We start from the raw sequence: 19,630 nt of genomic DNA, 5'->3' as shown, positions 1-19,630 counted from the left end.
CACGCGCACCCGGCAATATCCCGAGGACTGGTCTTGAACAGCACCCCCGTACCCGAAGGCCGTTCCCACACCGTCCCCGCGCGTGGTTCCGGGCCCGCGCGGGAGACGGTGCCCCGGCAGAAGGGAACAGCCGGCGGCGCCGAGTGGGCGCGCGATGCCACCGCCGACCTGCTGGAGCACCTGGACCCCCACACCGCGGCCCAGGCCGCCGCCACCGAGAACCTGCTGCGCTGCTGGGTACGTGAGAACGACCTCACCGCCCCCGAGGACGGCACCCTCCGCATCCCACTCCCCACCAGCGGCACCGCCCTGCTGGCTCCGGTCCACTACTGGTCCCCGACCGGCTGGCACCGCTTCGGCCTCCCCCACCTGGCCGACGCACCCGCAGGAGCACCGGCGGCGGACGCGGTCACCGTCGCGACCTTGCTCGCCAGAGAGGCGTACGACACCCCGCAGCCGGCCATGACCGGCGCCGACCCGGCGACCGAGGTACCCCCGGCCCACGCGGGCGGCACGTCGGCGGCCGTCGACGGCTCCGCCGAAGCCCCCGCCCCGGCGCCTCCCGGCTCCTCCGTCCTGCCCACCGACGCCGTCGACCTGGTCGCCCGGGTCGCCGACTCGGTCCGACGGACCGCCACCTTCATCAGCGACCGTCGCGCACAGCCCGCCGACGGCCCCGACCTCTTCCTCGCAGCCGAACAGGCACTGCTGCTCGGCCACCCGATGCATCCGACCCCGAAGAGCCGTGAAGGGCTCGCCGAGGCCGAAGCCCGGCTCTACTCACCCGAGTTGCGTGGCTCCTTCCCCCTGCACTGGCTGGCGGTGGCCCCCTCCGTCCTCGCCACGGACTCCGCCTGGACCGAGCGGGGCCGCCCCATCCGCGCCGAGCAGCTCACCGCACAGCTCATCGGCGCCGCACTGCCGCTGCCCGACGGCTACGCGGCTCTCCCGCTGCACCCCTGGCAGATCCGTGAGACCAGGCACCGCCCGCAGACCGCCGCCCTGTTCGAAGCCGGGCTGCTCCGCGACCTCTGCACCCACGGGTCCCCCTGGTACCCCACGTCCTCGGTGCGCACGGTCCACCGCTCAGGGGCCCCAGCGATGCTGAAGCTCTCGCTGGGGCTGCGCATCACCAACTCGCGGCGCGAGAACCTCCGCAAGGAACTCCACCGCGGCGTCGAGGTCCATCGGCTGCTGCGCGGCGGTCTGGCCAAGCAGTGGCAGTCCACCCACCCGGGCTTCGACATCGTCCGCGATCCGGCCTGGCTCGCCGTCGACGACCCGGACGGCCGCCCGGTCCCCGGCCTCGACGTGGTGATCCGGCACAACCCGTTCCACCCGGCGGACGACGTGTCCTGCATCGCCGGTCTCGTCTCGCCCAGGCCCCACGCCCACGCGGGCAGCACGGTCGGCCCGCTCCTGCGGTCCCGGCTGGCCGAGGTCGTCACACGTCTCGCCGGAAGAACGGGCCGCCCCCGCGGAGCCGTGGCCACCGAGTGGTTCCTGCGCTACCTGGAGCAGGTCGTCCGGCCCGTGCTCTGGCTGGACAGCGAGGCGGGCATCGCCCTGGAGGCCCACCAGCAGAACACCCTGCTCCTGCTGGACGGCGACGGCTGGCCCAGGGGAGGCCGCTACCGCGACAACCAGGGGTACTACTTCCGCGAGTCCCGGCGCGACGAACTCGACGCCCGACTGCCGGGCATCGGCGAACAGAGCGACACGTTCGTCTCCGACGAGGTCACCGACGAACGCTTCGCCTACTACCTCGGCATCAACAACGTACTGGGCCTCATCGGCGCGTTCGGCTCCCAGCGCCTCGCCGACGAACAACTGCTGCTCGCCGCCTTCCGACGCTTTCTCGGTGACGTCGCCTCCGGCCCCGCCCGACTGCGTACGACCCTGCCCGGCCGGCTGCTCGACTCACCCGTCCTGCGCTGCAAGGCCAACCTGCTCACCCGGCTCCACGGCCTCGACGAACTGGTGGGCCCGGTCGACACCCAGTCCGTCTACGTCACCATCGCCAACCCCCTTCGTCCCTGACCTTCCAGACACCAGTGACGACACCGACCCCCTTTCACCCCCGAGTTCACCCCTGAGGAACACCCCACACCCCATCTCCTGAGAGGAGCGTCCCGTGCCTTCCGCCGACGCGCGCATCGATGCCCGTACCGACCGCCGAACCGCCTCGACCACCGAGAGCGACAACGAGGACACGCTGGAGCTGCGTCTGCCCGCCGAGTTCCTCGCGCTGTACTCCGGCCCCGGCAACGCCGCTGACGCCGTCTCCCCGGCCGTCGACGACCTCCTCGACCGCATCGGGGAATGGGGGCCGACGAACACGCCCGCAGGTCCGTTCCGGCTCCTGCCTGTACGGATCGAGCGCGATCTCCCTCTTGTCGGGCGCTGGATAAACGACCCCACCGTCGCCACCTTCTGGGAACTCGCCGGCACCGAACGCGTGACCGAGGCCCATCTGCGGTCCCAGCTCGACGGTGACGGACGCAGCGTCCCCTGTCTCGGCGTGCTGGAGGGCACCCCGATGAGCTACTGGGAGATCTACCGCGCCGACCTCGACCCACTGGCCCGGCACTATCCCGCCCGTCCCCACGACACCGGAGTGCACCTCCTGCTCGGCGGTGTCGCCGACCGCGGGCGTGGACTGGGCGGCGTCCTGCTCAGAGCCGTCGCCGACCTCGTACTCGACAACCGTCCTCGCTGCGGGCGCGTCGTCGCGGAACCCGACCTGCGCAACACCCCCTCCGTCTCGGCCTTTCTGAGCGCCGGTTTCCGGTTCTCCGCCGAGGTCGACCTGCCCGCCAAGCGGGCCGCCCTCATGGTCCGGGACCGGGGCCTGCGCGATGCGCTGTAGACCCCCTGAGTCACGCCCTCTCCCACCGTGCGCTCCCGCCTTGATCACCCGATTGTCAGTGCCGCCCCGTAGGGTGGTCGCGCTATGACGAAGCCCTCACTCCCCGAACTCCTGCATGCTGCCGTCACCGCCGTCGGCGGTACGGAGCGCCCCGGCCAGGTGACCATGGCCGAAGCCGTCGCGGAGGCGATCGACGACGGTTCCCATCTGCTGGTCCAGGCAGGCACCGGCACCGGAAAGTCGCTCGGCTACCTCGTACCCGCGCTCGCGCACGGGGAGCGGGTCGTCGTCGCGACCGCCACCCTCGCGCTGCAGCGCCAGCTCGTGGAGCGCGACCTGCCCCGCACGGTCGACGCCCTGCACCCCGTACTGCGCCGCCGCCCCGAGTTCGCGATGCTCAAGGGCAGATCGAACTACCTGTGCCTGCACCGCCTCCACGAGGGGGTACCGCAGGACGAGGACGAGGGCCTCTTCGACCAGTTCGAGGCCGCGGCGCCCACCAGCAAGCTGGGCCAGGATCTGCTGCGCCTGCGGGAATGGTCCGACGAGACCGAGACCGGCGACCGTGACGGCCTCACCCCCGGCGTCTCCGACCGGGCCTGGGCGCAGGTCTCCGTCTCCTCCCGGGAGTGCCTGGGCGCCTCGAAGTGCGCGTACGGAGCCGAGTGCTTCGCCGAGATGGCCCGCGAGCGCGCCAAACTCGCCGAGGTGATCGTCACGAACCACGCCCTGCTGGCGATCGACGCCATCGAAGGCGCGCCCGTCCTCCCGCAGCACGAGGTGCTGATCGTCGACGAGGCGCACGAACTGGTCTCGCGGGTCACCGGAGTGGCCACCGGCGAACTCACGCCGGGCCAGGTCAACCGCGCCGTGCGCCGGGCGGCGAAGCTCGTCAACGAGAAGGCCGCCGACCAGCTCCAGACCGCGGCCGAGGGTTTCGAGCGGGTGATGGAACTGGCCCTGCCGGGCCGCCTGGAGGAGGTCCCGGAGGACCTCGGGTACGCGCTGATGGCATTGAGGGACGCCGCCCGGCAGGTGATCTCCGGCATCGGCGCGACCCGCGACAAGTCGGTCCAGGACGAGGACGCGGTCCGTAAACAGGCGCTGGCCTCGGTGGAAAGCGTCCACGACGTCGCGGAGCGGATCGCGAACGGCTCCGAGTGGGACGTCGTCTGGTACGAGCGGCACGACCGCTTCGGTGCCTCACTGCGGGTCGCCCCCATGTCGGTGTCGGGCCTCCTCAGAGAGAAGCTCTTCACGGACCGTTCGGTGGTCCTGACCTCGGCGACGCTCAAGCTCGGCGGCGACTTCAACGGTGTCGGGGCCTCGCTCGGCCTCGCCCCGGAGGGCACGGCGGGCGACGACCTCCCGCAGTGGAAGGGCGTCGACGTCGGTTCGCCCTTCGACTACCCGAAGCAGGGCATCCTGTACGTCGCCAAGCACCTGTCCCGCCCCGCGCGGGACGGCGACCGCGCCGACATGCTCGACGAGCTCACCGAGCTGATCCAGGCGGCGGGCGGGCGCACCCTCGGCCTGTTCTCCTCGATGCGGGCGGCGCAGCTGGCCGCCGAGGAACTGCGGTCACGCATCCCGGAGTTCCCGATCCTCCTGCAGGGTGAGGAGACGCTCGGCGAGCTGATCAAGAACTTCGCGGCTGATCCGCGGACCTGTCTGTTCGGCACACTGTCGCTCTGGCAGGGCGTCGACGTGCCGGGCGCCAGCTGCCAGTTGGTCGTCATGGACAAGATCCCGTTCCCTCGCCCGGACGACCCGCTGATGAGCGCCCGCCAGAAGGCCGTCGAGGACGCCGGGGGCAACGGCTTCATGGCCGTCGCCGCCACCCACGCGGCCCTGCTCATGGCCCAGGGCGCCGGCCGCCTCGTACGGGCGACGGGGGACCGCGGTGTGGTCGCCGTACTGGACCAGCGCCTCGCCACGGCCCGGTACGGGAGCTACCTGAAGGCGTCCCTGCCGGACTTCTGGTACACCACCGACCGCAACGTGGTCCGGCGCTCGCTGGCCGCGATCGACGCCGTGGCGCGGGGGACGGAGAGCACCGAGCCGGTCGCGGAAGAGGCCGAGCAGGCGGAGGAGGCGTAGACACCACTGTGCCGGCCACCGACTTCGGTCGGTGGCCGGCACAGTGACGCACCTGGATACCCGGACAACACAGGGCCCCGGAACCGGCGCAGGGGTTCCGGGGCCCGGTCAGGGGCGGGGTCTCGCACGACCCCGGCCGCCGGCCTCTCTCACAGGCGGCGGAGCACCGCCACCACCTTGCCGAGGATCGTCGCCTCGTCACCGGGGATCGGCTGGTACGCGGAGTTGTGCGGGAGGAGCCAGACATGGCCGTCCTCGCGCTTGAAGCGCTTGACGGTTGCTTCGCCGTCCAGCATCGCGGCCACGACATCGCCGTTCTCGGCGACCGGTTGGCGGCGCACGGTGACCCAGTCGCCGTCGCAGATCGCGGCCTCGATCATCGAGTCACCGACGACCTTCAGCACGAACAGCTCTCCGTCACCCACCAGTTGGCGGGGGAGAGGGAACACGTCCTCGACCGATTCCTCGGCGAGGATGGGACCGCCGGCGGCGATACGGCCCACAAGGGGGACGTACGACGCGGCGGGCTTGCCCGCGGTGTCCGTGGGCTGCACGGAAGCCCCTTGGTCGGAACCGCGTACTTCATAGGCGCGCGGGCGATGCGGATCGCGGCGCAGGAATCCCTTGCGCTCCAGAGCCATGAGCTGGTGTGCGACCGATGAGGTACTGGAGAGGCCGACTGCCTGCCCGATCTCGCGCATCGACGGCGGGTAACCGCGTCGTTGCACGGAGTCCCTGATGACCTCGATCACGCGCCGTTGCCGGTCTGTGAGGCCCGAGCTGTCCGCTCGGATTCCTGGAGGTCGTCCAGGGAGGGACCGCTTGGGCCCCTCGGGATTCGTGGCTTCGTTCATCGCATGCACCGGCTCGAGTCGGCTCTGGGAGCGGTCCTGGGCAGTGATGGTGGCACTGTCAGCGGTGGTGGTCACGTCGGCCCCTCTCGATGGTCTCCCGTGCAGTGCAACGGTAGTTGCTTTCGAAAGGTTGCGCCAAACACACGTTCGAGTGAAAAATTGCGGATGGCCTGCCGCGATCAGATGTTTGGGTGTATGGCTCACGTCGTGCCGGGCGGACAAAAGGGCTCCTTGTTGTACCCTTCACCGCCGGAGAGGCGACCTCGTGGGCCGGTGCTCAAGTCTGCCACCCGGATCCCCGTCAACCGGGAATCGCCCCCCGCCGCGCGCGGTTCTCACCGTATCTCCGCATGTTCCCGAGCGGTACGTCCGTGCCGGACGGGGCCTGTCGTGACGGGGTGGCCGGGCGGCACCCGCCAATACTGGTGCGACACGCGCGTACGCGGTGGATGTACGGGCCAATCCCCACATCTAGTGGTTGGATTGCAGCAGTGGCCCAGAAGTTGTGGTCCCCCGGGTCATCAACCCCTCCGGCATCACCTATGCTGGGGGCTGCTTCGAGGGGCTCAAGGGTCTTTACGAGGCCATTGAGTCTGCTGTGACGGAGGGTTGGAGAACATGCACTGCCCCTTCTGCCGGCATCCCGACAGCCGTGTCGTCGACAGTCGTACGACCGACGACGGCACGTCCATCCGCAGGCGCCGCCAATGCCCTGACTGCTCCCGCCGGTTCACGACCGTCGAGACGTGCTCGCTCATGGTGGTCAAGCGGTCCGGAGTCACCGAACCGTTCAGTCGGACGAAGGTCATCAACGGCGTGCGCAAGGCATGTCAGGGACGGCCGGTCACCGAAGACGCGCTCGCCCAACTCGGCCAGCGGGTCGAGGAAGCGGTGCGGGCCACCGGAAGCGCCGAACTGACCACCCATGACGTGGGGCTGGCCATGCTCGGCCCGTTGCAGGAACTCGACCTCGTCGCCTACCTGCGATTCGCGTCCGTCTACCGGGCGTTCGACTCGCTGGACGACTTCGAGGCCGCCATCGCGGAGCTCAGGGAAGTGCCGCGCGGCCCCGCCGTGGACGACGAAGACCCGGATGTGGGGCGCCAGGAAGACCATCGCGGGTCCGGGGGGACTGCTCAGGTCCCCGTGCCCGCCAACGCCGCCGACTGACCGGCGGGCCCGATCCGGACAGTACGTGCGGACCTGGCCCCGGGGCGGCGATCCGAAGACCTGTTGCGGACAGCATCGAGAGGTGCCCGCAGCGCAAGAAACACACCGTGTCATGGGAACAACGTGACACTTCTGGGCGTTTTGCCCGATACAGGGAGGCGGCATGACAGAGACGGCGAGCGGTCCGGCACGGAGTTCCCGCGCAAAGGGGACGAAGGTGGCCAAGGGCCTGCGCATCGAGCGGATCCACACCACCCCCGGCGTGCACCCGTACGACGAGGTCGAGTGGGCGAGCCGTGACGTCGTCATGACCAACTGGCGCGACGGCTCGGTCAACTTCGAGCAGCGTGGCGTCGAGTTCCCCGCCGAGTGGGCGGTGAACGCGGTCAACATCGTCACCAGCAAGTACTTCCGCGGTGCGGTCGGCACCCCGCAGCGCGAGGTGAGCCTCAAGCAGCTCATCGACCGCATCGTGAAGACGTACACGAAGGCCGGTGAGGACTACAAGTACTTCGCGTCCCCGGCCGACGCCGAGATCTTCGAGCACGAGCTGGCGTACGCCCTCCTGCACCAGATCTTCAGCTTCAACAGCCCCGTCTGGTTCAACGTCGGGACCCCGCAGCCCCAGCAGGTCTCGGCCTGCTTCATCCTGTCCGTCGACGACTCCATGGAGTCGATCCTCGACTGGTACAAGGAAGAGGGCATGATCTTCAAGGGCGGCTCGGGCGCCGGCCTGAACCTCTCCCGGATCCGTTCCTCCAAGGAACTCCTCTCCTCCGGCGGCAACGCCTCCGGCCCGGTCTCCTTCATGCGCGGCGCGGACGCGTCGGCGGGGACGATCAAGTCGGGCGGCGCCACCCGCCGCGCGGCCAAGATGGTCATCCTCGACGTCGACCACCCCGACATCGAGGGCTTCATCGAGACCAAGGTGAAGGAGGAGGAGAAGATCCGCGCCCTGCGCGACGCGGGCTTCGACATGGACCTGGGCGGCGACGACATCACGTCCGTCCAGTACCAGAACGCCAACAACTCGGTCCGCGTGAACGACACGTTCATGAAGGCCGTCGAGGCGGGTGGCAAGTTCGGGCTCACCTCCAGGATGACCGGCGAGGTCATCGAGGAGGTCGACGCCAAGTCGCTCTTCCGCAAGCTGGCCGAGGCGGCCTGGGCCTGCGCCGACCCGGGCATCCAGTACGACGACACGATCAACCAGTGGCACACGTGCCCGGAGTCCGGCCGTATCAACGGCTCGAACCCGTGCAGCGAGTACATGCACCTGGACAACACGTCCTGCAACCTCGCCTCGCTGAACCTGATGAAGTTCCTGAAGGACGACGGCAAGGGCCGCCAGTCCTTCGAGATCGACCGCTTCGCGAAGGTCGTCGAGCTCGTCATCACCGCGATGGACATCTCCATCTGCTTCGCCGACTTCCCGACCGAGAAGATCGGCGAGAACACGCGTGCGTTCCGCCAGCTCGGCATCGGCTACGCCAACCTCGGCGCCCTGCTGATGGCGACCGGTCACGCGTACGACTCCGTGGGCGGCCGTGCCCTGGCCGGTGCCATCACCTCCCTGATGACCGGTACGTCGTACCGCCGTTCCGCCGAACTCGCCGCGGTCGTCGGCCCGTACGACGGCTACGCCCGCAACGAGCAGCCGCACCTGCGGGTCATGAAGCAGCACGCCGACGAGAACGACAAGGCCGTCCGTATCGACGACCTGGACACCCCGATCTGGGCCGCCGCCACGGAGGCCTGGCAGGACGTCGTCCGCATCGGTGAGAAGAACGGTTTCCGTAACGCGCAGGCTTCCGTCATCGCCCCGACCGGCACCATCGGTCTCGCGATGTCCTGCGACACCACGGGTCTTGAGCCCGACCTCGCGCTGGTCAAGTTCAAGAAGCTCGTCGGCGGCGGCTCGATGCAGATCGTCAACGGCACGGTCCCGCAGGCCCTGCGCCGCCTGGGCTACCAGGAGGAGCAGATCGAGGCGATCGTCGCCCACATCGCCGAGCACGGCCATGTGATCGACGCCCCGGGCCTCAAGCACGAGCACTACGAGGTGTTCGACTGCGCCATGGGAGAGCGGACCATCTCCGCGATGGGCCACGTCCGGATGATGGCCGCGATCCAGCCCTGGATCTCCGGCGCCCTGTCCAAGACGGTCAACCTGCCGGAGACGGCGACTGTCGAGGACGTCGAGGAGGTCTACTTCGAGGCCTGGAAGATGGGCGTCAAGGCGCTCGCGATCTACCGCGACAACTGCAAGGTCGGCCAGCCGCTCTCCGTCAAGAAGAAGGAGGACGAGAAGACCGCGGTGACCGCGAAGACCGAGGCGACGATCCGTGAGGCCGTCGAGAAGGTCGTCGAGTACCGCCCGGTCCGCAAGCGCCTCCCGAAGGGCCGCCCCGGCATCACCACGTCCTTCACGGTCGGCGGCGCCGAGGGCTACATGACCGCCAACTCCTACCCGGACGACGGTCTCGGCGAGGTCTTCCTGAAGATGTCCAAGCAGGGTTCCACCCTCGCGGGCATGATGGACGCCTTCTCGATCGCCATCTCGGTGGGCCTGCAGTACGGCGTTCCGCTGGAGACGTACGTCTCGAAGTTCACGAACATGCGCTTCGAGCCGGCCGGTATGACGGACGACCCCGATGTCCGGATGGCCCAGTCGATCGTCGACTACATCTTCCGCCGCCTCGCGCTGGACTTCCTCCCCTTCGAGACGCGTTCCGCCCTCGGCATCCACTCCGCCGGGGAGCGCCAGCGTCACCTGGAGACGGGCTCCTACGAGCCGTCCATGGACGACGAAGAGGTCGACATCGAGGGCCTGGCCCAGTCGGCCCCCCGCGCCCAGGAACTGAAGGCCGTCGCGACACCGAAGGCCGTGGTCGCGGAGGTGCCGGAGCCCGCGCTGCAGCAGGTCCACACCAGCGCCGAACTGGTCGAGATGCAGCTGGGCATCCAGGCGGACGCCCCGCTGTGCTTCTCCTGCGGTACGAAGATGCAGCGGGCCGGGTCCTGCTACATCTGCGAGGGATGCGGGTCGACCAGCGGTTGCAGCTGACCGCGACGGACGGTCCCTGACCGGTGAGTGAGGGAGGAGGGGTGTCGGCCGGGTGCCGGTGCCCCTCCTTCGTCGTGTCGTGGGGCACGTAACCTGCGTCCATGGACGACACGTTGCGGCGCCACGACGGTGACATCGGTGAGCTCTCGGGGGCAGCCCGGACCGCCGCTCTCGGCGCGCTGGTCGCGGATCTCCGTTCCCCGGATCCCGTGGTGCGCGACGAGGGCGCGTACGGCGCGGCTGTCCGCTGGATACCCGGGCTCGACGCGCTGGAGCGGCGATGGCTCGGGGATCGTACGGCCGAACTGTTCGACGATCCCGGGATTCAGGCGCGGGCGTTCGCTCCCCTCGTCCTGGCCCGGCTCGTGGACGCGGGTGTCTGGCGGCAGGAGTGGTGGGAGGCGTTCGCCGGGTGGTATCCCGGCGAGACCGATCTGCGCGGGTACGACTCCGAGCTCGGCTGGGTGCACGCCGCCGCCCACGGAGCCGATCTGCTGGCGGCCCTCGCCAGGCGCCCGGAGCAGGACCCCGCACCGTTGTTCGAGCTGGTTGTCGCGCGGTTGCTGGCCGACACCGGGCAGGTCTTCGACGCCCAGGAGGACGACCGGATCGCTCGTGCGCTGGCCCAGCTCCTGTGCCGGCCCGGTCTCGCCGCGGCCGGCTCTGTGGGGTGGCTGGACGCCGTCTCGGCGGCGTTCCGGACGGGGGAGCCCGGGCCGGTTCCCCCCTGGGCCTCCAATGCCATGCGCACCCTGCGGATGCTCTACCTGCTGGTGGACCGCGGACTGCTCGCGCCCGGAGGGGACGGTCCGCCGAGCACGGTCACCCACAGGGAGGCCGTACTCGACGCCCTGGCCGCCACCCTCGCGATCGTCACCCCCTACCTGCCCTCCCCTTCGGGGAGGGATCAGGTCTGACGCGTGTGGCCCATCGTCATGGTGAACGTGTCGGGGTCGTCCTCGAAGCCCTGGACGCCGGAGTGGAAGTCCCACGACCCGGACTCGTCGCGGACGAACTCCGCGACCGTGGCCGCCGTGGACCCCAGGACGCCGCCGAAGTCGTCCTCGGCCAGCACGGTGTAGCCCTCGCGGATGCGCAGGCCGGGGCTGAGGACGTTGACGAACGTCCGGTCGGCGGAGCGCTGTTGGATGATGACACCGACCACCACGCGCGCGTACTGGGCGCCCAGCCGGTCGAACTCCAGTGTCATGACCTCGTCCCAGCCGAAGCCCTTGCCGTCCTTGCTGTCCCGGTTGAGCGTGATCGTGCCGTCCGGGGAGCGGCTGTCGAAGTGCACCACGTAGGCGGGATCGCCGTGCGGATCGGTCGCCGGGTAGGTCGCCGCGACGATGTCGAGATCGGTGGGCGGCTGTCCCGTCGGACTCGGATCCCACTTCAGTGAGACTTCGGCCTTGCGGATCCCCTTGTTGAGGGCCTTCACAGACTTCCCTTCCCCGTTCGCCGTTGTGCTCTCGCTCCAACTGCCGGTACCTCACAGCTGGTTGTCCATCGTGCCACGCGCGCGGGGGCGCTCGCGCGGTCCCACTCCGCCCGAGCGTGACCGGCGCCACGCCGCGGGGCCTTACGATGGCGCCGTGCTGGTCAAGTGGATTCGCTGCACCGTGGTGGACCGCCGCGGTTTCGAACGGGGGCAGCGAAAGTGGGCGGGACTTCTGGGGGAGCCGGGATTCCGGGGGCAGGGCGGGGGCTGGAGCCGGGGGCGTCCCGGCGTGGCACACGTCTTCGCCTTCTGGGAGAGCCGCGCCTTCTACGACTCCTTCATGGCCCGGTCCCATGACCGGCTCGCCACCGCGCAGTCGGGCACCTTCAAGGATCAGCAGGTCAAGCTCTTCGACCACCGTTTCGACGTGAAGACCGGCTTCGAGCCGCGCTTCACGGACTCCGACCTGGTACGGGTGGCGCACTGCCGTGTCCACGAGGAGCGCGCCGAGCACTTCGCGCTGATGCAGGAGAAGGTCTGGAACCCCGCGATGGCGGGTTCGCCCGGCATGGTGCGTGGGCTGTTCGGCGAGGCGCCGGGGCACGAGTTCCTCATCCTGTCGATGTGGCGCTCGGCCGCCGAGCACGGCAAGTACCGGGCCGAGCGGGTGGAGCGGCTGGCGCTGCGGGCGCAGCTGGAGGCGGACGTCGCGGCCCTCGCCGGGGACATCGTCGAACTGGAACCCAGCTGGATAGTCTGAGGTCCGGACCGCTTGCCGCGGACTGTGCCTTCCGGCTTCAGGCTTCCGGCTTCAGGACTCCGTGTTCCGGACCTCGTGTGCTCCAGCACGCATGACATGTGTGACATACGCCGTATAGAGGGCGCCTGAGTGCCCGGCCGGCGTCGACCCGATCTAGGGTTTTGGCATGGTAAGACCACGGCGCATCGTCCTTGTCCGGCACGGCGAGTCAATGGGCAATGCCGATGACACCGTCTACGAGCGCGAACCGGATCATGCCCTTGCGCTCACGGAACGCGGCTGGCGACAGGCGGAGGAGACCGGCAAGCGGCTGCGCGAGGTGTTCGGGCAGGAGCAGGTGAGTGTCTACGTCTCCCCCTACCGTCGGACGCACGAAACCCTGCGCGCTTTCAGCCTGAACCCCGACCACATACGCGTACGCGAGGAGCCCCGGCTGCGCGAGCAGGACTGGGGCAACTGGCAGGACCGGGACGACGTACAGCTGCAGAAGGCCTACCGGGACGCCTACGGGCACTTCTTCTACCGCTTCGCCCAGGGGGAGTCCGGGGCCGACGTGTACGACAGGGTCGGCGGTTTCCTGGAGAGTCTCTACCGCAGCTTCGAGGCGCCCGACCATCCGCCCAACGTGCTGCTGGTGACCCATGGGCTGGCCATGCGGCTGTTCTGCATGCGCTGGTTCCACTGGACCGTCGCGGAATTCGAGTCGCTGTCGAATCCGGGGAACGCGGAGATGCGGATGCTCGTTCTCGGTAGTGACGGCAGGTACACCCTCGACCGACCTTTCGAGCGTTGGCGTGAGCCGGAATCGTATGGAATCACCGGATAGAGTGGCAGGGCGATGACCGTTGATTCCTCTTCTCCCGAGCGCATGGAGCGCGCCCTGACCAGCCTGAGCGGGCTCGCGGTGGGGGATGCGCTGGGGTCACAGTTCTTCGTGCCCGTGAACCATCCGCGGCTCAAGAACCGTGAGCTGCCGCCCGGCCCCTGGCAGTGGACGGACGACACGGAGATGGCGTGCTCCGTGGTGGCCGTACTGGCCACCCACCACCGCGTCGACCAGGACGCCCTCGCCCGCTCCTTCGCGGAGCACCACGACTTCGACCGCGGGTACGGTCCCGCGGTGAACCGGCTCCTGCGGCTGGTCCGGGAGGGCGGCGACTGGCGGGAGCTGGCGTCCGCCCTGTTCAACGGCCAGGGGTCCTGGGGCAACGGCGCCGCCATGCGCATCGCGCCGCTGGGTGCCTGGTACGCGGACGACCCGGAGCAGGCGACCCACCAGGCGGAGATCTCGGCCTACCCCACGCACCAGCACCGCGAGGCCGTCGTGGGAGCCATGGCCGTCGCCGCTGCCGCCGCCCTGGTGGCCGCCGAGGGCGGCCCGCCGAGCCCCGAGGCGCTTCTCGACGCGGTGATCGCGCTCGTCCCCAGGAGCGCCGTCTCGGCAGGGCTGCGGCGCGCCCGGGACATGCTGGACTACGCCGACCCGAGCACGGTCGCGGCCGTGCTGGGCTGCGGCCGGCGTACGTCGGCGCACGACACCGTGCCGTTCGCGCTCTGGTCCGCGGCGCGCGCTCTCGGTGACTACGAGGAAGCCTTCTGGGCGACGGCCCAGGTGGGCGGCGATGTGGACACGAACTGCGCCATCGTGGGCGGCGTACTCGCCGCGGGGAAGGCGGGGGCGCCGCCGTCGGCGTGGCTGGATCGCACGGAAGCGCTGCCGGAGTGGGTGCCCTCGGGGGCGTAGGACGGTTGACGGGCCCCTGCGAGTGCCAGGCAGGCGCGGTGCCGCCGCTCGCCGTCGATTCGGAGGCTCGGGCGCGCCTGAACCGACCGTGTGTCCTCGGGCGGGCCCGCAGCTGTCGTAACGTCTCACCGCCCCACCGCCGACCTCTCGCGGGGGTTGCCACGGATGCCGTCACGCGAGTTTCCGCAAGCCTGCGGTACGTCGCTCAGGTGACCGGAGCGACGTACCGCCGACCGGTCGGCCGCCACCCCGCCGGGGACGCCCGCCGGCCCGCTGCCGGGGGATCAGCCGCCGGCCGGGCCCGCGGTGCTGGCCGTGCCCGCGAGGGCGTCCAGGTCGCTCTTGCGGACGCGGATCACGAACCAGGCGGTGGCGAGGGCCAGGGTGGCCATCGCGGCGGCGGGGATGAACGCCGTGGAGATGCCGTGGGCGAGGACCTCGTGGCTCCAGGGAGCGGGAAGCTGACCGGTTCTGGCGAACTCCGCCTTCTGTCCCGCCGTCGCCTCGGCGAGGAACTTGGACACCTGTTTCCCCGCCTCGTCGCGGCTGGCCGAGCCGAACACCGTCGTCAGGATGGAGAGGCCGAGCGAACCGCCCACCTGCTGAGTGACGTTGAGCAGCCCGGACGCGGCACCCGCCTCGTGTGCGGCGACCCCGGAGACGGCCGTCAGGGTCAGCGTCACGAAGTTCAGGCCCATACCGAAGCCGAACACCAGCATCGGGCCGAGAACCCCGCCGACGTAGGAACTGTCGGGGGTGATGAAGGCCTGCCAGGCGAGGCCGAGCGTGGCCAGTGCCGAGCCGACCAGCATGAACGGTTTGGGCCCCAGGACCGGCAGGAACCGCTGCGAAAGCCCCGCGCCCGTGGCGATCGCGACGGTCACCGGCAGGAATGCGAGGCCCGCCTCGATCGGCGTGTACAGCAGCACGTTCTGCACGAAGAGGACGATGAAGAAGAACATGCCGAACATCGCCGCGGCCAGGCTCAGCATGATCACGTACGTGCCCGAGCGGTTGCGGTCGGCGAACATCTTCAGCGGGGTGATCGGCTCCTTGGCGCGCATCTCCACGAAGACGAAGGCGGCGAGCAGGACCACCGCCGTGGCGAAGGACGCCAGGGTCAGGCTGTCCCGCCAGCCCTTCTCCGCCGCGCGGATGAAGCCGTACACGAGGGACGCCATGCCCAGCGTCGAGGTCAGTGCGCCCACGACGTCGAAGCGGCCCGGGTGGCGTTCGGACTCGCCGATGTACATCGGCGTGAGCACGGCGATCAGGATGCCGATCGGTACGTTGACGAAGAGCACCCAGCGCCAGTTGAGCCACTCCGTGAGCATGCCGCCGGCGAGCAGACCGACGGCGCCGCCGCCTGCCGATACGGCGGCGAAGACCCCGAACGCCCGGTTGCGCTCCGGGCCTTCGGCGAACGTGGTGGTGATGAGCGCCAGCGCGGTCGGCGAGGCGATCGCCCCGCCGACGCCCTGCAGGGCACGCGCGGCCAGCAACTGCCAGGGTTCCTGGGCGAGTCCGCCCAGCAGGGAGGCGGCGATGAACAGCAGGATGCCGGTCATGAAGACCCGGCGGCGGCCGAGGATGTCGCCGGCCCGCCCGCCGAGCAGCAGCAGGCCGCCGAAGGTGAGTGTGTAGGCGCTGACCACCCAGGTGAGGTCGGTGGTGCTGAACTTGAGAGCGTCTTGAATGTGCGGCAGCGCGATGTTCACAATCGTCGCGTCGAGTACCACCATGAGTTGGCAGGCCGCGATGACGGTGAGCGCTATGCCGGGATGCCCCTCCCGGCGGGCCGCACCTGGCTTCTGGTCCTTCAACAACGAAGAGGTAGTGACCATGGGTCCCCCATAGGAGCAATAGTGAACGCTCGCGTTCACTGTCGCGTCGAACGGTAGTGAGTCCCCGACAGTGAACGCAAGCGTTCACTGAAGCCGCCGCCGTGTCGTGTCCCGGTTGCCCGGGTAATCTCGGCGATTCACGTCGTCGGCGATCCCCTCAATACCGACAATCCCCATAAATACTTGCACTCCCCGCTCCCCCCTGCCCGCTGGAGACACTCAGATGGTTACCTCGCGCTGGACGGCTGCCCCCGCCCAGGCGGCCTCCCCCCGTCGGCGCGGCGCCGTGCTCGAACGCGCGATCCTCGATGCCGCGCTGGATCAGCTCAGCACGGTCGGCTGGAACGGGCTCACGATGGAGGGCGTCGCCGCCGGCGCCCAGACCGGCAAGGCCGCGGTCTACCGGCGCTGGCCCTCCAAGGAGGATCTCGTCGCGGACGCGTTGCAGGCCGGACTGCCGAGCCTCGATCGGGCGCCCGACCTCGGGAGCGTGCGGGACGACCTTCTGGAGCTGTGCCGGCAGGTGCGGGAGACCATGTTCTCGCGCTCCGGATTCGCGCTGCGCTCGGTGATTCACGAATGCGACAGTCCCCAGGCGGAGCGCTTTCAGAGTGTGATCTTCCGGGCGCTCATCGAGCCCTCGGCGAGACTTCTCCGGGAGATCATCGACCGCGGGATCGAGCGGGGAGAGACCCGTCCCGACGCTGCCAACGGCTATGTCTTCGACGCCATTCCGGCGATGATGATGTACCGCGCGAAGGTGTGCGCGAGCGAATGGGAGGAGCGGGACATCGAGGAGATGATCGACCAGTTGATGGTTCCGCTACTGCGGGCGGGCCGTGCCTGAAGTCCCCTCCGGAGGGCCGTCGGGGCGTGCCTCGCGGTCGCCCTCAAGTCGCTTGGGGGAGCCGGGTGTCGCGGGGCCTTCCGGGCGGCGTACGCTAAGACCGCCATGCCGTACGAAGCACCCACCCACACTGTCGAGCGCTCGCTGCGCGCCACGACCGGAGCCAAGGTCGTCGCCGGCGTCGACGAGGTCGGGCGCGGTGCGTGGGCCGGTCCTGTCACCGTCTGTGCGGCGGTCACCGGTCTGCGGCGGCCTCCCGAGGGACTCACCGACTCCAAGCTCCTCGCGGTCAAGCGGCGTACCCAACTCGCGGACGTACTGCGGGAATGGGTGACGTCGTACGCGTTGGGGCACGCCTCTCACGAGGAGATCGACGACCTTGGGATGACGGCCGCGCTGCGGCTCGCCGCGGAGCGCGCCCTGGAAGCCTTGCCGGTCCGTCCGGATGCGGTCATCCTCGACGGGAAGCACGACTACCTGGGGTCGCCGTGGCAGGTCCGTACGGTGATCAAGGGTGACCAGTCGTGCGTGGCGGTCGCGGCCGCGTCCGTGATCGCCAAGGTCCAGCGCGACAAAATGATGGCCGAACTGGGTGTCGACCATGCAGACTTCAATTTTGCGGCCAATGCCGGGTATCCGTCGCCCGTGCACAGGGCCGCGCTGGAGGAGCGGGGCCCCACCCCGTACCACCGGCTGTCGTGGGCGTATCTTGATGCGCTGCCCCAGTGGCGGCACCTGAAGAAGGCCCGCCGTTGGGCGAGCGGGAACGTTCCGGAGATCGAGGGCCAGCTCGGCTTCGACTTCTGACGTCTCTGTTCGCGCTCATGCGCCACCCACCGACGCGAGTCGCACCGGTGTTTGATAGATATCAAGTCATGCCTCTCATTCCCGAGGAGCCTCAGATTCACGAGAGTGCCCAGGGTCCCCGCGTCGCTCCGGCCAGTGGCCACAGCGCGCCGACCCCTCGTCCCGTACCCGGCCCGCGCCCCGCGGCATCGCCGCGTCCCGGCCGTCCGGGTCCCTTCCGGCCCACCGCGCCGGCCCAGCGTGCACCGCACGACGCGCCCGCGGCCGTGGCTTCGACCGCCGGTGCGGTCAAGCCCGGGCCGTCCGCGGCTCCGGCCGCCCCTGTCCCGTCCATCCCTTCAGTGCCCGCCTCCAAGGCCCCGGCGACTCCGAAGGTCCAGCTGGTCCCGGCCTCGGCCGAGGGTGCGCTGGACGCTGCCGAGGAAGCCGTCGACCTGCTCCTGGAGTCGGGTCGGGCCCCCGGTGAGGTGCTGGTGATCACCACCGGCGATCCGCACCCGTGGGCCGCGCACGAGCTGTCCTTCGGTGAGGGCCCGTACTGGGCGCAGCACGACGCGGGCGACGACGTCTTCTACGCCGACGCCGCCGCTCTGAGCCGTGCGGCCTCCCGTCCCGTGGTCGTGGTCGCCGTCAACGGCGGTGCCGACACGGCCGCCGCCGCGGCCCTTCCCCTGGCCCTCGGCCGGGCCGGTGCCCTGCTGATCTGCTGTGGTGACCCGCAGCTGATCAACTCGGTGCTGGGCGCGGGCGCGGGGGTCTGAGCCGGTTCCGGTTCGTCCGAGCAGCTTCGGGAACCACCCGGGTCAGCCGGTCCAGCGACACCGGACCGGCTGACGGAGGACCCCTGAAGCGGTGACCGTACGGCGGGCGATCCGGCGTGCCCCGACGTGGAAACGTCGGGAACGCGTCGGCTGCCGTGCGGCCCCTTGGCGTGTCCTGCCCCTCGGCTACCGGTAACCGACGTCCGTGGGAGTCGCAGGGCGACGGGAGCACGCGTGCGCGTGCCCCCGTTTCTCGCGCGTCTTCTCGCGCGTCGGCCGCCGTCCAGGCGAGTCCTGAGCCGTGGTGCCGCCCGCGCGTCCGGGCGAGTTGTGTGCTGCCCGCGCGCGAGTTCTCGCTGCCGTACGTCGTACCGGCGGACGCCGTGGTCCGCGGTGACTGGCTGTGTACGACGTGGACGCCACCCTGGCCGACCGGCGCAGTCGTACGGGGTGGTCGGCCGCTGAACCGCCGAAGAGGCGAGGCCTGTCGGCCGATGGGCGTCGGTGTCAGCGGGCTGCCGCGCGGCGCAGTATGTCCGAGGCGGCGCCTCCGGTGCGGGGCATCGGCAGCGGTGGCGGTGCCTCGGACATGGCGAACGGCTCCGGTGGCGAGTCCGCGTTGGGACGCCGCCCACCGCGGCCCTCGCCGAGTACCTGCCAGCCGTCGCGGGTCAGCGTGATGTACGCGCCGCAGCGCAGCCCGTGCAGGGTGCAGGCGTCACGCAGACCCCACATCCACGCGCCGTCCTCCTCCGTCCAACGGGCGTCGCCGTCACGGCAGTAGAGCAGGACGGCGGTGCGCACCGGAGTACGCCGACGCAGGTCGTGCGGGATGACCCGACGCAACTGCGCGAGCAGGGAGTTACGGAACATCCAGCCGTCGGCCGGTGCCGAGCGGCGGGTGAACGAGGCACTCGCCCGCAACCGCTCGTCCGGATCGAGGACGGCCACGATCGCGGTCGCGGGCCCGGGACGGTGCCGCGCGTGCAGTCCGCTGACGACCTCGCGGGGATTGCGCAGCAGGGGAATCCCGGCTGCGGCCCACTCCGCGGGTTCGAGCATGCGGGCTGCTGAGTTGGTGGAAGCGGCGGACAGGTCGGCAGACGTCGACATGGATGCCGCGGGGGACGGAGCGAATCCGAAGGTCACGGTCCTCCCTTCGGCTACGCGCCCACACTGCGGGCGGAGATCGGACTTGGGGGAGCGCACACCGCGGCGGAGCCCTGCCGGACCACGGACCTGCCGTGCGGGGAGCGGACTCCAATTCTTGCTGTCGAACTGGGTTGCGGCAACGAGCAAATGGGGCCACCGACCGGCTTCTGGTGATCTGTGGATTATATCCCTGCCAGGTGTGTCATTTGTAGAT

16 protein-coding genes are annotated in these 19,630 nt (G+C 70.0%); 12 read left to right on the top strand and 4 right to left on the bottom strand.

Annotated elements, in window-relative coordinates:
* Positions 1-33 precede the first annotated feature (33 nt).
* The 3 genes from PV734_RS35625 (at position 34) to PV734_RS35615 (ending at position 4,969) form a co-directional block, all read left to right on the top strand.
* Positions 34-2,040, top strand: coding sequence for an IucA/IucC family protein (locus PV734_RS35625; RefSeq protein ID WP_415924317.1), 2,007 nt, complete (start codon positions 34-36; stop codon positions 2,038-2,040).
* A 94-nt stretch (positions 2,041-2,134) separates the two neighbouring features.
* Positions 2,135-2,869 (top strand): GNAT family N-acetyltransferase, encoded by a 735-nt coding sequence (locus tag PV734_RS35620; protein WP_319293547.1) that lies wholly within the window; start codon positions 2,135-2,137, stop codon positions 2,867-2,869.
* 84 nt (positions 2,870-2,953) lie between these two features.
* A complete protein-coding gene (locus PV734_RS35615) occupies positions 2,954-4,969 on the top strand; it encodes an ATP-dependent DNA helicase (protein ID WP_319096008.1) in 2,016 nt (671 codons plus the stop codon).
* 149 nt (positions 4,970-5,118) lie between these two features.
* Here PV734_RS35615 and lexA read toward each other — a convergent pair whose 3' ends face one another.
* Complete coding sequence (gene lexA / locus PV734_RS35610) at positions 5,119-5,898, bottom strand: transcriptional repressor LexA (protein ID WP_006378242.1); 780 nt, start codon at positions 5,896-5,898, stop codon at positions 5,119-5,121.
* Positions 5,899-6,441: 543 nt separating this feature from the next.
* Here lexA and nrdR point away from each other — a divergent pair.
* From nrdR to PV734_RS35595, 3 genes are all read left to right on the top strand, one after another.
* On the top strand, positions 6,442-6,993 hold the full coding sequence (gene nrdR, locus PV734_RS35605) for a transcriptional regulator NrdR (RefSeq protein ID WP_319096009.1): 552 nt from the start codon (positions 6,442-6,444) through the stop codon (positions 6,991-6,993).
* A 163-nt stretch (positions 6,994-7,156) separates the two neighbouring features.
* On the top strand, positions 7,157-10,060 hold the full coding sequence (locus PV734_RS35600; RefSeq protein ID WP_319293545.1) for a vitamin B12-dependent ribonucleotide reductase: 2,904 nt from the start codon (positions 7,157-7,159) through the stop codon (positions 10,058-10,060).
* Between the two features lie 101 nt (positions 10,061-10,161).
* Positions 10,162-10,977, top strand: coding sequence for a DUF2785 domain-containing protein (locus PV734_RS35595; RefSeq protein WP_319096011.1), 816 nt, complete (start codon positions 10,162-10,164; stop codon positions 10,975-10,977).
* Here PV734_RS35595 and PV734_RS35590 read toward each other — a convergent pair.
* The gene (locus tag PV734_RS35590) at positions 10,968-11,501 is read right to left on the bottom strand and encodes a TerD family protein (protein ID WP_415924316.1); all 534 of its coding nucleotides are present in this window, start codon (positions 11,499-11,501) and stop codon (positions 10,968-10,970) included. The genes PV734_RS35595 and PV734_RS35590 overlap by 10 nt on opposite strands.
* A gap of 154 nt (positions 11,502-11,655) precedes the next feature.
* On the opposite strand from PV734_RS35590, the gene PV734_RS35585 reads away from it, so the two are divergent.
* The 3 genes from PV734_RS35585 (at position 11,656) to PV734_RS35575 (ending at position 14,005) form a co-directional block, all read left to right on the top strand.
* Complete coding sequence (locus PV734_RS35585) at positions 11,656-12,261, top strand: YdbC family protein (RefSeq protein ID WP_044473835.1); 606 nt, start codon at positions 11,656-11,658, stop codon at positions 12,259-12,261.
* Between the two features lie 166 nt (positions 12,262-12,427).
* Positions 12,428-13,087 carry a histidine phosphatase family protein gene (locus tag PV734_RS35580; RefSeq protein ID WP_319096012.1) on the top strand — a complete coding sequence of 220 codons (660 nt, stop codon included), beginning with the start codon at positions 12,428-12,430 and terminating at the stop codon, positions 13,085-13,087.
* 12 nt (positions 13,088-13,099) lie between these two features.
* Positions 13,100-14,005 carry an ADP-ribosylglycohydrolase family protein gene (locus PV734_RS35575; protein ID WP_319096013.1) on the top strand — a complete coding sequence of 302 codons (906 nt, stop codon included), beginning with the start codon at positions 13,100-13,102 and terminating at the stop codon, positions 14,003-14,005.
* Positions 14,006-14,289: 284 nt separating this feature from the next.
* Here the strand turns inward: PV734_RS35575 and PV734_RS35570 are convergent, their stop codons facing one another.
* Complete coding sequence (locus PV734_RS35570; RefSeq protein WP_319293542.1) at positions 14,290-15,849, bottom strand: MFS transporter; 1,560 nt, start codon at positions 15,847-15,849, stop codon at positions 14,290-14,292.
* A gap of 223 nt (positions 15,850-16,072) precedes the next feature.
* On the opposite strand from PV734_RS35570, the gene PV734_RS35565 reads away from it, so the two are divergent.
* From PV734_RS35565 to PV734_RS35555, 3 genes are all read left to right on the top strand, one after another.
* Entirely contained in the window at positions 16,073-16,696 is a 624-nt protein-coding gene (locus PV734_RS35565) for a TetR/AcrR family transcriptional regulator (protein ID WP_319293540.1), read from the top strand.
* 105 nt (positions 16,697-16,801) lie between these two features.
* A complete protein-coding gene (locus PV734_RS35560) occupies positions 16,802-17,503 on the top strand; it encodes a ribonuclease HII (protein WP_319293538.1) in 702 nt (233 codons plus the stop codon).
* A gap of 68 nt (positions 17,504-17,571) precedes the next feature.
* On the top strand, positions 17,572-18,264 hold the full coding sequence (locus PV734_RS35555) for a hypothetical protein (protein ID WP_319293537.1): 693 nt from the start codon (positions 17,572-17,574) through the stop codon (positions 18,262-18,264).
* A 507-nt stretch (positions 18,265-18,771) separates the two neighbouring features.
* Here PV734_RS35555 and PV734_RS35550 read toward each other — a convergent pair.
* Positions 18,772-19,413 carry a hypothetical protein gene (locus PV734_RS35550; RefSeq protein WP_319096019.1) on the bottom strand — a complete coding sequence of 214 codons (642 nt, stop codon included), beginning with the start codon at positions 19,411-19,413 and terminating at the stop codon, positions 18,772-18,774.
* Positions 19,414-19,630: the final 217 nt, after the last annotated feature.

The organism is Streptomyces sp. AK08-02, assembly GCF_033795085.1.
GTDB lineage: Bacteria > Actinomycetota > Actinomycetes > Streptomycetales > Streptomycetaceae > Streptomyces > Streptomyces echiniscabiei.
The sequence above is the reverse complement of the archived record's forward strand: the minus strand, read 5'-3'. Positions and strand labels throughout refer to the sequence as shown.

Bases quoted from the DNA above. Each gene is read 5' to 3' on its own strand.
- PV734_RS35615 (WP_319096008.1), top strand. From the start codon at position 2,954: ATGACGAAGCCCTCACTCCCCGAACTCCTGCATGCTGCCGTCACCGCC.
- nrdR (WP_319096009.1), top strand. From the start codon at position 6,442: ATGCACTGCCCCTTCTGCCGGCATCCCGACAGCCGTGTCGTCGACAGT.
- PV734_RS35600 (WP_319293545.1), top strand. From the start codon at position 7,157: ATGACAGAGACGGCGAGCGGTCCGGCACGGAGTTCCCGCGCAAAGGGG.
- PV734_RS35595 (WP_319096011.1), top strand. From the start codon at position 10,162: ATGGACGACACGTTGCGGCGCCACGACGGTGACATCGGTGAGCTCTCG.
- PV734_RS35580 (WP_319096012.1), top strand. From the start codon at position 12,428: ATGGTAAGACCACGGCGCATCGTCCTTGTCCGGCACGGCGAGTCAATG.
- PV734_RS35575 (WP_319096013.1), top strand. From the start codon at position 13,100: ATGACCGTTGATTCCTCTTCTCCCGAGCGCATGGAGCGCGCCCTGACC.
- PV734_RS35570 (WP_319293542.1), bottom strand. From the start codon at position 15,849: ATGGTCACTACCTCTTCGTTGTTGAAGGACCAGAAGCCAGGTGCGGCC.
- PV734_RS35565 (WP_319293540.1), top strand. From the start codon at position 16,073: ATGGTTACCTCGCGCTGGACGGCTGCCCCCGCCCAGGCGGCCTCCCCC.
- PV734_RS35560 (WP_319293538.1), top strand. From the start codon at position 16,802: ATGCCGTACGAAGCACCCACCCACACTGTCGAGCGCTCGCTGCGCGCC.
- PV734_RS35555 (WP_319293537.1), top strand. From the start codon at position 17,572: ATGCCTCTCATTCCCGAGGAGCCTCAGATTCACGAGAGTGCCCAGGGT.